Origin of the sequence: Mesorhizobium sp. LCM 4577 (assembly GCF_001854795.2) — a bacterium.
Taxonomy (GTDB): Bacteria; Pseudomonadota; Alphaproteobacteria; order Rhizobiales; family Rhizobiaceae; genus Mesorhizobium; species Mesorhizobium plurifarium.
On the sequence record NZ_MDDU01000024.1, the window covers coordinates 53,489 to 66,878 of the forward strand.

The 13,390-nt window shown below is 63.2% G+C and carries 9 protein-coding genes and 1 tRNA gene; all 10 read left to right on the plus strand.

Annotated features, from left to right (window positions below):
* The first annotated feature begins 80 nt into the window (after positions 1–80).
* The 10 genes from LCM4577_RS21855 (at position 81) to LCM4577_RS21900 (ending at position 13,367) form a co-directional block, all read left to right on the plus strand.
* Positions 81–156: transfer RNA gene (locus LCM4577_RS21855), tRNA-Trp, on the plus strand.
* A 350-nt stretch (positions 157–506) separates the two neighbouring features.
* Positions 507–710, plus strand: a complete 204-nt coding sequence (gene secE / locus LCM4577_RS21860) for a preprotein translocase subunit SecE (RefSeq protein ID WP_027170383.1) — start codon at positions 507–509, stop codon at positions 708–710.
* 27 nt (positions 711–737) lie between these two features.
* Positions 738–1,265 (plus strand): transcription termination/antitermination protein NusG, encoded by a 528-nt coding sequence (gene nusG / locus LCM4577_RS21865; protein WP_071073394.1) that lies wholly within the window; start codon positions 738–740, stop codon positions 1,263–1,265.
* A gap of 162 nt (positions 1,266–1,427) precedes the next feature.
* On the plus strand, positions 1,428–1,856 hold the full coding sequence (gene rplK / locus LCM4577_RS21870) for a 50S ribosomal protein L11 (RefSeq protein ID WP_040983061.1): 429 nt from the start codon (positions 1,428–1,430) through the stop codon (positions 1,854–1,856).
* A gap of 4 nt (positions 1,857–1,860) precedes the next feature.
* Positions 1,861–2,559 (plus strand): 50S ribosomal protein L1, encoded by a 699-nt coding sequence (gene rplA / locus LCM4577_RS21875; protein WP_040983059.1) that lies wholly within the window; start codon positions 1,861–1,863, stop codon positions 2,557–2,559.
* Positions 2,560–2,931: 372 nt separating this feature from the next.
* Positions 2,932–3,450: a 50S ribosomal protein L10 gene (rplJ, locus tag LCM4577_RS21880; RefSeq protein ID WP_071073396.1), complete on the plus strand. Its 519-nt coding sequence runs from the start codon at positions 2,932–2,934 to the stop codon at positions 3,448–3,450.
* Positions 3,451–3,504: 54 nt separating this feature from the next.
* The gene (gene rplL, locus LCM4577_RS21885; RefSeq protein ID WP_040983055.1) at positions 3,505–3,885 is read left to right on the plus strand and encodes a 50S ribosomal protein L7/L12; all 381 of its coding nucleotides are present in this window, start codon (positions 3,505–3,507) and stop codon (positions 3,883–3,885) included.
* 270 nt (positions 3,886–4,155) lie between these two features.
* Positions 4,156–8,292 (plus strand): DNA-directed RNA polymerase subunit beta, encoded by a 4,137-nt coding sequence (gene rpoB, locus LCM4577_RS21890; RefSeq protein WP_071073397.1) that lies wholly within the window; start codon positions 4,156–4,158, stop codon positions 8,290–8,292.
* Positions 8,293–8,424: 132 nt separating this feature from the next.
* Entirely contained in the window at positions 8,425–12,621 is a 4,197-nt protein-coding gene (gene rpoC / locus LCM4577_RS21895) for a DNA-directed RNA polymerase subunit beta' (protein ID WP_071073399.1), read from the plus strand.
* A gap of 80 nt (positions 12,622–12,701) precedes the next feature.
* Entirely contained in the window at positions 12,702–13,367 is a 666-nt protein-coding gene (locus tag LCM4577_RS21900) for an O-methyltransferase (protein ID WP_071073401.1), read from the plus strand.
* The last annotated feature ends 23 nt before the right edge of the window (positions 13,368–13,390 follow it).

Here is a 13,390-nt window from a genome sequence, read left to right on the forward strand (position 1 = left end):
AGCCTCCAAAACGGCATCGGAGTGCTCTTTACAGAGTGCCCGGAAGCTTTTAGGAAGCGCCTGCGCCGAACAGCGCATGCACGGRCATAGCTCAGTTGGTAGAGCGGCGGTCTCCAAAACCGCAGGTCGTAGGTTCGAGCCCTGCTGCCCGTGCCATCTCCTCGAAAGTGGCCGATCGAAGCCTCCGCGGTTGAAAATCGGCGGGTGGCTTGCCATATGGGGAAAATTGGGGCATAAGCCCCGCATAGCCGGGACGGGACGACTGGATGGTTCCGAGGCGGCGCTAGGGCATAAAGCGGACCTTGCCACTTGCGTGGATTAAGAATCGGTTTTATGTAGACAAGACAGACACGCGACGCGTGGAGCTGGGAAGCCGGCTTTACGCGTCTGATTTGCGTGGGTGAAATAGCGGCGCTGATTCGCGCCGCATAGAGCCCAGGCGGCACGTCCCGGCCAGCGGGATCATCCAGGAGGCCCGGCCAACGGGTCTTGAAAACAGGCGGCACATGGCTTCGAAAACCACTAATCCCTTCACCTTTCTCCAGCAGGTCCGCGCGGAGACGGCCAAGGTGACATGGCCTTCGCGGCGCGAAACCATGATCTCGACCGTGATGGTCCTGGTGTTCGCGGTGATCGCGATGCTGTTCTTCTTCGCTGCCGATATTCTGATGGGCTATGCGATCGAGTGGATCCTGGGTCTCGGGCATTAATTCGGCGGTTTACGGAGAGGTCGTGAAATGACTGCGCGGTGGTATATCGTCCACGCCTATTCGAACTTCGAGAAGAAGGTCGCCGAGGACATCGAGAACAAGGCCAAGCAGAAGGGCTTGTCCGGCGAGATCGAGYAGATCGTGGTGCCGACCGAGAAGGTCGTCGAGATCCGCCGCGGTCGCAAGGTCGATGCCGAGCGCAAGTTCTTCCCGGGCTATGTGCTCCTGAAGGCCAATCTGACCGATGCCGTGTTCTCGCTGGTCAAGAACACGCCGAAGGTCACCGGCTTCCTGGGCGACTCCAAGCCCGTGCCGATCACCGAGACCGAGGCGCAGCGCATCCTGAACCAGGTCCAGGAAGGTGTCGAGCGGCCGAAGCCGTCGGTCACCYTCGAGATCGGTGAGGCGATCCGCGTTTCGGACGGTCCATTCGCGTCGTTCAACGGCGTCGTCCAGGAAGTGGACGAGGAGCGTGCCCGCCTCAAGGTGGAAGTTTCGATCTTCGGGCGCGCCGTGCCTGTCGATCTGGAATTCGGACAGGTCGAAAAGGGCTGATCCGTATATCCGCGCCGCAAGGCGTCGGGGCGGTGTGAAAAACGCCGCATGAACGGGTGGGAGGCGAAGGCGGCATAGCCGGCCGTCGGAACCGTACCACCAGACTGCAACCGCCGGTGTTGCCCGAGAATGGGGCCGGCATGAGAAAAGGCAGGAATAGAGATGGCTAAGAAAGTTGCAGGCCAGCTCAAGCTCCAGGTTGCCGCGGGCTCGGCTACGCCGTCGCCCCCGATCGGCCCGGCGCTTGGTCAGCGCGGCATCAACATCATGGAGTTCTGTAAGGCGTTCAACGCGCAGACCCAGGAGATGGAGAAGGGGTCGCCGATCCCGGTCGTCATCACCTACTACCAGGACAAGTCGTTCACCTTCGTCATGAAGACGCCGCCGGTGAGCTACTTCCTGAAGAAGGCCGCCAACCTGAAGTCGGGCTCCAAGGAGCCGGGCAAGACCAAGGTCGGCACGATCAGCCGCGACAAGGTGCGCGCGATCGCCGAGCAGAAGATGAAGGACCTGAACGCAAACGACGTCGAGGCGGCCATGCGCATGGTCGAGGGCTCCGCCCGCTCGATGGGCCTGGAAGTGGTGGGCTAAGATCATGGCAAAGATTGCAAAGCGTGTTGCCAAGAGCCGCGAAGGCATCGATCCGAACAAGGCTTACGCCCTCTCCGAGGCGCTGCAGCTGCTCAAGGACCGGTCCAAGGTGAAGTTCGACGAGACCGTCGAGGTCTCGATGAATCTCGGCGTCGATCCGCGCCATGCCGACCAGATGGTCCGCGGCGTGGTCAACCTGCCGAACGGCACCGGCCGCTCGGTGCGCGTCGCCGTGTTCGCTCGCGGCGACAAGGCTGAGGAAGCCAAGGCCGCCGGCGCCGATGTGGTTGGCGCCGAGGACCTGGTCGACATCGTCCAGAAGGGCACGATCGATTTCGATCGCTGCATCGCCACCCCGGACATGATGCCGCTGGTCGGCCGTCTGGGTAAGGTGCTCGGCCCGCGCGGCATGATGCCGAACCCGAAGGTCGGCACCGTGACCACCGATGTGGCCGCGGCCGTCAAGGCTTCGAAGGGCGGCGCCGTCGAGTTCCGCGTCGAGAAGGCCGGCATCGTCCAGGCCGGCGTCGGCAAGGTCTCGTTCGACGTCAAGGCGTTGGAAGAGAACGTCCGCGCCTTCGCCGATGCGGTGAACAAGGCCAAGCCCGCGGGCGCCAAGGGCAACTACGTCAAGAAGGTGTCGGTCACCTCGACGATGGGCCCGGGCCTCAAGCTCGACATCGCGACGCTCGCCGCGTCGTAAGTGTCGTCCGGTCGGCCTCGAGCTGATCGTAACAAGAATTCCGGACCGCCGATCCGTCGGCGGCCCGGTAACCCGGGAGCCGAAAGGTTTCCGGATGTCCTGTCCGAGATTGCAGGCGGCCCAAAAGCCTTAATTCGATTGGGCCTGCATGAGACGGGTGAAGACCCGACAAAGGAGCAAGTGCTCCAATGAAAGGTTCGAACCGTGTTTGCCTTTTGTCAGCACATCGCCGGCTTGCCGTCGGTGTGGCGAAAAAGGGGGCAGGATCCTCGAGCGCCGTTCGGGAGATCCAGGATTTGGATGGCCCGGCCGGCAAAAGGCAACCCGACTTCTGACCTCGAAAATGAGGCAGGGGTCAACTGGAGATAGGCAGTGGACAGAGCGGAAAAGCGCGAACTCGTCACGGGCCTGAACGAAGCGTTCACGAACGCGGGTTCAGTCGTCGTGGCCCACTACGCCGGTATCACCGTGGCGCAAATGAACGACCTCCGGTCTAAGATGCGCGCCGCCGGCGGCACCGTCAAAGTCGCGAAGAACCGTCTCGCCAAGATCGCTCTTCAGGGCACGGACTCCGCATCGATCGTCGATCTGTTCAAGGGACAGACGCTGGTCGCTTATTCGGAGGATCCGGTTGCGGCGCCGAAGGTCACGTCCGATTTCGCCAAGGGGAATGACAAGCTGATCATTCTCGGCGGCGCGATGGGCTCGACCTCGCTCAACGCCGATGGTGTCAAGGCACTCGCCACGATRCCGTCGCTCGACGAGCTGCGCGCCAAGCTGGTTGGCATGATCGCCACGCCGGCAACCCGGATCGCCCAGATCGTCAATGCGCCCGCGGCTTCGGTCGCGCGCGTCATCGGCGCTTACGCCCGGAAGGACGAGGCGGCATGAGGCCGTTCCTCGCTGTCAACAACACACGTTCGAACCAACTAAAGGAATATCAAAATGGCTGATCTCGCGAAGATCGTAGACGACCTTTCGAAGCTGACCGTCCTCGAGGCGGCTGAGCTGTCGAAGCTCCTGGAAGAGAAGTGGGGCGTTTCGGCCGCTGCTCCGGTGGCTGTTGCCGCCGCTGCCGGTGGCGCTGCCGCTGCCGCTGCTCCGGCTGAAGAGAAGACGGAATTCGACGTCGTTCTCGCCGACGCCGGCGCCCAGAAGATCAACGTCATCAAGGAAGTCCGCGCCATCACCGGCCTTGGCCTCAAGGAAGCCAAGGACCTGGTCGAAGCGGCTCCGAAGCCGGTCAAGGAAGGCGTTTCCAAGGCCGACGCCGACAAGTTCAAGGCTCAGCTGGAAGCAGCTGGCGCCAAGGTCGAGCTGAAGTAAGCCTGTCAGGCAGGGGCGGGCGGTCTCGCGCCGTCCGCCCCCTCCCTTGGATCGAGGGAGGGCTTTGTTGCGCGAGGCGTTTGAAAACCTCTTTCCTGAGGGCCGAAAAGCGGCCTTCCGGAAACGGGTTTTCTCCCGTTTTAGCCGGTAGCCGCCAAGCGATTGGAAAAGGCGACCGGAAAAACAGATAGGGGCAGCCGCCGAGGCCGCCCGTTGGTGCAAGGCGAGCCGCGGCGAGGTTCGTCCCGAGTTTAGAGCTAAGGAGCGACGATGGCCCAGACCCAGACTTTCAATGGCCGCAGACGCGTACGCAAGTTCTTCGGAAAGATCCCGGAAGTTGCGGAGATGCCGAACCTCATCGAGGTTCAGAAGGCATCCTATGACCAGTTCCTGATGGTGGACGAGCCCAAGGGCGGCCGTCCGGACGAAGGGCTGCAGGCCGTTTTCAAGTCGGTCTTCCCGATCTCCGACTTTTCCGGCTCCTCCATGCTGGAGTTCGTGAAGTATGAGTTCGAGGCACCGAAATTCGACGTTGACGAGTGCCGTCAGCGCGACCTGACCTATGCCGCGCCGCTCAAGGTGACGCTGCGCCTCATCGTGTTCGATATCGACGAGGATACCGGCGCGAAGTCGATCAAGGACATCAAGGAGCAGGACGTCTACATGGGCGACATGCCGCTCATGACGTCGAACGGCACCTTCATCGTCAACGGCACCGAGCGCGTCATCGTCTCGCAGATGCACCGCTCGCCGGGCGTCTTCTTCGACCWTGACAAGGGAAAGTCGCACTCGTCGGGCAAGCTTCTGTTTGCCGCGCGCGTCATCCCCTATCGCGGTTCGTGGCTCGACRTCGAGTTCGATAGCAAGGACGTCGTGCACGCCCGCATCGACCRCCGCCGCAAGATCCCGGTGACGTCGCTTCTGATGGCGCTCGGCATGGACGGCGAAGAGATCCTGTCGACCTTCTACAACAAGATCACCTACAAGCGCTCCGGCGACCATTGGCGCATTCCCTTCAACGTCGAGCGGTTCCGCGGCCTCAAGGCCGTCGGCGACCTTGTCGACGCCGACACCGGCGAGATCGTCGTCGAGGCCGGCAAGAAGATCACCGCGCGCCAGGCCCGCCAGCTCGGCGAAAAGGGTCTCAAGGCCATCAAGGCGACCGACGAGGATCTGCTCGGCAACTATCTCGCCGAGGACATCGTCAACTACGCCACCGGTGAAATCTTCCTCGAGGCCGGCGACGAGATCGACGACAAGACGCTGAAAGTGCTGCTCGGCACCGGCGAGGAAGAGATCCAGATCCTGGACATCGACCACGTCAATGTCGGCGCCTACATCCGTAACACCTTGGCCGTCGACAAGAACGAGAGCCGCCAGGACGCGCTGTTCGACATCTACCGCGTCATGCGCCCGGGCGAGCCGCCGACGCTCGAGACCGCCGAAGCCATGTTCAACTCGCTGTTCTTCGACAGCGAGCGCTATGACCTGTCGGCCGTCGGCCGCGTCAAGATGAACATGCGCCTCGAGCTCAAGGCCGAGGACACCGTGCGCGTGCTGCGCAAGGAAGACATCCTGGCTGTGGTCAAGACGCTGGTCGAACTGCGCGACGGCAAGGGCGAGATCGACGACATCGACAATCTCGGCAACCGCCGCGTGCGTTCGGTCGGCGAGCTCATGGAGAACCAGTACCGCGTCGGGCTGCTGCGCATGGAGCGCGCGATCAAGGAACGCATGTCCTCGATCGAGATCGACACGGTCATGCCGCAGGACCTGATCAACGCCAAGCCGGCGGCCGCCGCCGTGCGCGAGTTCTTCGGTTCCTCGCAGCTGTCGCAGTTCATGGACCAGACCAACCCGTTGTCGGAGATCACCCACAAGCGTCGCCTGTCGGCGCTTGGACCGGGCGGTCTGACCCGCGAGCGCGCCGGCTTCGAGGTGCGCGACGTGCACCCGACGCATTACGGCCGCATCTGCCCGATCGAGACGCCGGAAGGTCCGAATATCGGTCTGATCAACTCGCTGGCCACCTTCGCGCGCGTCAACAAGTACGGCTTCATCGAAAGCCCGTACCGCAAGATCGTGGGCGGCAAGCTGACCAACGAGGTCGTCTATCTGTCGGCGATGGAAGAGGCCAAGCACTATGTCGCGCAGGCCAACGCCGAGCTCGACAAGAATGGCAGCTTCGTCGACGAGTTCGTCATTTGCCGTAACGCCGGCGAAGTGATGATGGCGCCGCGCGAAAACGTCGACCTGATGGACGTCTCGCCGAAGCAGATGGTGTCGGTCGCGGCCGCGCTCATCCCGTTCCTCGAGAACGACGACGCCAACCGCGCGCTGATGGGCTCGAACATGCAGCGTCAGGCCGTGCCGCTGGTGCGCGCCGAGGCGCCGTTCGTCGGCACCGGCATGGAGCCGGTCGTCGCCCGTGACTCGGGCGCGGCCATCGGCGCCCGTCGTGGCGGCGTGGTCGACCAGGTTGACGCCACCCGTATCGTCATCCGCGCCACGGAAGATCTCGATCCCGGCAAGTCGGGCGTCGATATCTACCGGCTGATGAAGTTCCAGCGTTCGAACCAGAACACCTGCATCAACCAGCGTCCGCTGGTGCGCATGGGCGACCGCGTCAACAAGGGCGACATCATTGCCGACGGTCCGTCGACCGAGCTCGGCGATCTGGCGCTCGGCCGCAACGTGCTCGTCGCGTTCATGCCGTGGAACGGCTACAACTACGAGGACTCGATCCTGCTCTCCGAGCGCATCGTGGCCGACGACGTCTTCACCTCGATCCACATCGAGGAGTTCGAGGTCATGGCGCGCGACACCAAGCTCGGGCCGGAGGAAATCACGCGCGACATTCCGAACGTTTCGGAAGAGGCGCTGAAGAACCTCGACGAGGCCGGCATCGTCTATATCGGTGCCGAAGTGCAGCCGGGCGATATCCTGGTCGGCAAGATCACGCCGAAGGGCGAAAGCCCGATGACGCCGGAAGAGAAGCTTCTGCGCGCCATCTTCGGCGAAAAGGCCTCGGACGTCCGCGACACCTCCATGCGCATGCCTCCGGGCACCTTCGGCACGGTCGTCGAAGTGCGCGTCTTCAACCGCCACGGCGTGGAGAAGGACGAGCGCGCGATGGCGATCGAGCGCGAGGAGATCGAGCGTCTGGCCAAGGACCGCGACGACGAGCAGGCGATCCTCGACCGCAACGTCTATGCGCGTCTTTCCGACGTGCTGGTCGGCAAGGAAGCGATCGCCGGACCGAAAGGCTTCAAGAAGGGCTCGAAGCTGTCGAAGGACACGCTCGACGAGTATCCGCGTTCGCAGTGGTGGCAGTTCGCCGTCGAGAACGAGAAACTCCAGGGCGAGCTCGAGGCTCTGCGCGGCCAGTATGACGAGTCCAAGAAGGCGCTCGAGCAGCGCTTCATGGACAAGGTCGAGAAGGTGCAGCGCGGCGACGAAATGCCTCCGGGCGTCATGAAGATGGTCAAGGTCTTCGTGGCGGTGAAGCGCAAGATGCAGCCGGGCGACAAGATGGCCGGCCGTCACGGCAACAAGGGTGTCGTGTCGCGCATCGTTCCGGTCGAGGATATGCCTTTCCTCGAGGACGGCACGCATGCCGATATCGTGCTCAACCCGCTGGGTGTGCCGAGCCGCATGAATGTCGGCCAGATCCTGGAGACGCATCTGGGCTGGGCTTGCGCCGGTATGGGCAGGAAGATCGGCGAGCTGATCGACGCCTACAAGGCGGGCGGCGACATCAAGCCGCTGCGCAAGACGCTGGAAAGCTTCATGCCGGCCAACGACCGCAACGAGCCGATCCGCGAGTATGACGACGAGAGCATCGTTCGCCTGAGCGAGCAGATGCGCCGCGGCGTCTCCATCGCGACCCCGGTGTTCGACGGCGCGCATGAGGCCGACATCAACACCATGCTGGAGCAGGCCGGCCTGCACACCAGCGGTCAGTCGCAGCTCTATGACGGCCGCACCGGCGAGCCGTTCGATCGCAAGGTGACGATGGGCTATATCTATATGCTCAAGCTGCATCACCTGGTGGACGACAAGATCCACGCGCGTTCGATCGGCCCGTACTCGCTCGTCACCCAGCAGCCGCTGGGCGGCAAGGCGCAGTTCGGTGGCCAGCGCTTCGGCGAAATGGAGGTCTGGGCGCTCGAAGCCTACGGCGCCGCCTACACGCTGCAGGAAATGCTGACGGTGAAGTCGGACGACGTCGCCGGCCGCACCAAGGTCTACGAGGCGATCGTGCGCGGCGACGACACGTTCGAGGCGGGCATTCCGGAGAGCTTCAACGTGCTCGTCAAGGAAATGCGCTCGCTCGGTCTCAATGTCGAGCTGGAGAACACCCAGCTCGAAGAGGTCCCGACGCGTCTGCCCGACGCAGCCGAGTAAAGGCTACGGCGCGCGCCGCTCTAAGGGCGGCGCGCCCCTCAAAATTCTCGGCCGGTTCGACCGGCCAGTCTGCGGACATTTCGTCCGCGATCGATTGAAGGGGTTATCGAGGACCCCGAAAAGGAGAACGGCATGAACCAAGAGGTCATGAATCTCTTCAACCCGCAGGCGCCTGCGCAGGTGTTCGATTCCATCCGGATCTCGCTTGCCAGCCCAGAGAAGATTCTGTCCTGGTCGTTCGGCGAGATCAAGAAGCCGGAGACCATCAACTACCGCACCTTCAAGCCGGAGCGTGACGGCCTGTTCTGCGCGCGCATTTTTGGCCCGATCAAGGACTATGAGTGCCTGTGCGGCAAGTACAAGCGCATGAAGTACAAGGGCGTCATCTGCGAGAAGTGCGGCGTCGAAGTCACGCTGTCGCGCGTTCGCCGCGAGCGCATGGGCCATATCGAGCTCGCCGCGCCCGTCGCCCATATCTGGTTCCTGAAGTCGCTGCCCTCGCGCATCGGCACGCTGCTCGACATGACGCTCAAGGACATCGAGCGCGTGCTCTACTTCGAGAACTACATCGTCACCGAGCCGGGCCTGACCGCGCTGAAGGAGAACCAGCTCCTCAGCGAGGAAGAGTACATGCTCGCCGTGGACGAGTATGGCGAGGATTCTTTCACCGCCATGATCGGCGCCGAGGCCATCCATGACCTTCTGGCCGGCATGGACCTGGAGAAGATCGCCGGCGACCTGCGTTCGGAGCTGGCTTCGACCACCTCCGAGCTCAAGCAGAAGAAATACCTGAAGCGGCTCAAGGTCGTTGAGAACTTCATGGAATCCGGCAACCGTCCGGAATGGATGATCATGAAGGTGGTTCCGGTGATCCCGCCGGACCTGCGCCCGCTCGTCCCGCTGGACGGCGGCCGCTTCGCGACGTCCGATCTCAACGATCTCTATCGCCGCGTCATCAACCGCAACAACCGCCTGAAGCGGCTGATCGAGCTGCGCGCGCCCGGCATCATCGTGCGCAATGAAAAGCGCATGCTGCAGGAAGCCGTCGACGCGCTGTTCGACAACGGCCGTCGCGGCCGCGTCATCACCGGCGCCAACAAGCGTCCGCTGAAGTCGCTGTCCGACATGCTCAAGGGCAAGCAGGGCCGGTTCCGCCAGAACCTGCTCGGCAAGCGCGTCGACTATTCCGGCCGCTCGGTCATCGTGACCGGTCCGGAGTTGAAGCTGCATCAGTGCGGCCTGCCGAAGAAGATGGCGCTCGAGCTCTTCAAGCCCTTCATCTACGCCCGTCTCGACGCCAAGGGTTTCTCCTCGACCGTCAAGYAGGCGAAGAAGCTGGTCGAGAAGGAGCGTCCGGAGGTTTGGGATATCCTCGACGAGGTCATCCGCGAACATCCGGTGSTGTTGAACCGCGCGCCGACGCTGCATCGCCTTGGCATCCAGGCGTTTGAGCCGACCCTGATCGAAGGCAAGGCGATCCAGCTGCATCCGCTGGTCTGCACCGCCTTCAACGCCGACTTCGACGGCGACCAGATGGCGGTCCACGTGCCGCTGTCGCTGGAAGCGCAGCTCGAAGCCCGCGTGCTGATGATGTCGACCAACAACATCCTGCACCCGGCCTCCGGCGCGCCGATCATCGTGCCGTCGCAAGACATGGTTCTCGGTCTCTACTATTTGTCGATCGTCAACCAGAACGAGCCGGGCGAAGGCATGGTGTTCGCCGACATGGGCGAGCTCCAGCATGCGCTGGAGACCAAAGCCGTGACGCTGCACGCCAAGATCAAGGGCCGCTTCCGCACAGTCGACGCCGAAGGCAATGTCGTGTCGAAGATCTATGACACCACGCCTGGCCGCATGATCATCGGCGAGCTTCTGCCGAAGAACGTCAACGTGCCGTATGAGACCGCCAACCAGGAGATGACCAAGAAGAACATCTCCAAGATGATCGACACCGTCTACCGCCACTGCGGTCAGAAGGAGACGGTCATCTTCTGCGACCGCATCATGGCGCTGGGCTTCGCGCATGCCTGCCGTGCCGGCATTTCGTTCGGCAAGGACGACATGCTGATCCCGGACACCAAGCTGAAGCTTGTTTCCGACACCGAGGCTTTGGCCAAGGAATACGAGCAGCAGTACAATGACGGCCTGATCACGCAGGGCGAGAAGTACAACAAGGTCGTCGACGCCTGGGCCAAGTGCTCGGAAAAGGTCGCCGACGAAATGATGGCGCGCATCAAGGCGGTGGAGTTCGAGGAGAACGGCCGTCAGAAGCCGATGAACTCGATCTACATGATGTCGCATTCGGGTGCGCGCGGTTCGCCCACCCAGATGCGCCAGCTCGCCGGCATGCGCGGCCTGATGGCCAAGCCGTCGGGGGAGATCATCGAGACGCCGATCATCTCGAACTTCAAGGAAGGTCTCACCGTGCTCGAGTACTTCAACTCGACCCACGGCGCCCGCAAGGGTCTGGCCGACACCGCCTTGAAGACGGCGAACTCGGGTTACCTCACCCGCCGTCTCGTCGACGTGGCGCAGGACTGCATCGTCAACTCCGTGGATTGCGGCACCGACAAGGGCCTCACCATGCAGCCGATCGTCGATGCCGGTCAGATCGTCGCTTCGGTCGGCCAGCGCGTGCTGGGCCGCACCGCGCTCGACGACATCAACCATCCGGTCTCCGGCGAATTGCTGGTCAAGGCCGGCAAGCTGATGGACGAGCGTGATGTGGAGCAGATCGAAAAGGCCGGCGTGCAGTCGGTCCGCATCCGTTCGGCGCTGACCTGCGAGGTCAGGACCGGCGTGTGCGCCGTCTGCTACGGACGCGACCTGGCTCGCGGTACTCCCGTCAACCAGGGCGAGGCCGTCGGCGTCATCGCGGCGCAGTCGATCGGCGAGCCTGGCACCCAGCTCACCATGCGTACTTTCCACATGGGCGGCACGGCGCAGGTGGTGGATTCTTCGTTCCTTGAAGCCTCCTATGAGGGCAAGGTGCAGATCCGCAACCGCAACGTGGTGCGCAACTCGGAAGGCCAGCAGATGGTCATGGGCCGCAACATGGCGGTGCTCATCCTCGATGAGACCGGCAAGGAGCGCGCCACGCACCGCGTCGCCTATGGTTCGCGCATCTTCGTGGACGATGGCGACAAGGTGAAGCGCGGCCAGCGTATCGCCGAGTGGGATCCCTACACCCGCCCGATCCTCACCGAAATCGAGGGTCGCGTGGCGTTCGAGGATCTGGTCGACGGCATTTCCGTCCAGGAAACGGCCGACGAGTCGACCGGCATCACCAAGCGTGAGGTCATCGACTGGCGTTCGACGCCGCGCGGCAGCGACCTGAAGCCCGCGATCGTCATCCAGGACGCCAAGGGCAAGGTCGGCAAGCTGTCGAAGGGCGGCGATGCGCGCTTCCTGCTCTCGGTCGAGGCCATCCTCTCGGTCGAGCCGGGCGCCCATGTGAAGCCGGGCGACGTGCTGGCGCGTATCCCGATGGAAAGCGCCAAGACCAAGGACATCACCGGTGGTCTGCCGCGTGTCGCGGAACTGTTCGAGGCTCGCCGTCCGAAGGATCACGCCATCATCGCCGAGATCGATGGCACGATCCGCTTCGGCCGCGACTACAAGAACAAGCGCCGCATCATCATCGAGCCGCATGACTCGACGCTGGAGCCGGTGGAGTACCTGATCCCGAAGGGCAAGCCGTTCCATCTCCAGGACGGCGACGTCATCGAGAAGGGCGACTACATCCTCGACGGCAATCCGGCGCCGCACGACATCCTGGCGATCAAGGGCGTGGAGGCGCTTGCCTCCTACCTCGTCAATGAGATCCAGGAGGTCTACCGCCTGCAGGGCGTGTCGATCAACGACAAGCACATCGAGGTGATCGTTCGCCAGATGCTGCAGAAGGTCGAGATCACCACGCAGGGCGACTCGACCTACATCCCGGGCGACCATGTCGACGTGATCGAGCTGGAAGAGGTCAACGAGCGCCTGATCGAGGACGGCAAGAAGCCGGCCGAAGGTCAGCCGGTGCTGCTCGGCATCACCAAGGCCTCGCTGCAGACGCCGTCCTTCATCTCGGCCGCCTCCTTCCAGGAGACGACCAGGGTGCTGACCGAGGCAGCGGTTGCCGGCAAGACCGACATGCTGCAGGGCCTGAAGGAAAACGTCATCGTCGGCCGCCTGATCCCGGCCGGCACGGGCGGCACGATGAGCCAAATCCGGCGCATCGCCACTTCGCGCGACGAGCTCATCATCGACGAGCGCCGCAAGGCCTCCGGTGTCGAGGTCGCCGAGCCGATGCTGACCGACATGGTCAACGCCGCGCAGTAAGCGGTTATGATATGAGAGACGACGAGAAGGGGCCTACGCGGCCCCTTCTTGCATTTTGGCTTCACGAACGAGGAAGAGCCATGAGCAGCAAGACCTGGACTTCTGTCGACGACTATATCGTTTCCGCTCTTTTCGAAGCGGATCCAATGCTGGATGCGGTGCTCAAGGCCAACCGCGATCAGGGCCTGCCGGCGATCGACGTCTCGGCGGCGCAGGGCAAGCTGCTGTCGCTGCTGGTGCGCATCCGCGGTGCCAAGACCGTGCTGGAGGTCGGCACGCTCGGCGGCTACTCGACCATCTGGATGGCAAGGGGATTGCCGGCGGACGGTAAGGTCGTGACGCTGGAGCTCGACCCGCACCACGCCAAGGTCGCGCGCTCGAATTTCGAGCGGGCAGGGGTTTCCGACAAGGTCGACCTACGGGTCGGTCCCGCGCTCCAGTCCCTTGCCGCCCTTGGCAGCGAAAATGCGGGGCCGTTCGACCTGATCTTCATCGACGCCGACAAGCCGAACAACCCGAATTATCTCGACTGGGCCATGAAGCTGGCGCGCCCGGGCACCGTCATCGTCTGCGACAACGTCATCCGCGACGGTGCGGTCGTGAAAAAGAACAGCGGCGACGCCAATGTCGAAGGCGCTCGCGCCGCGTTCTCGTTCATCGGTGGCGAGAAGCGACTGGACGGCACCGCCATCCAGACCRTCGGCGCCAAGGGCTATGACGGTTTCGCCATCGCGATCGTCGAGTAAGGATCTCGTTCGCCTCGGCGCTT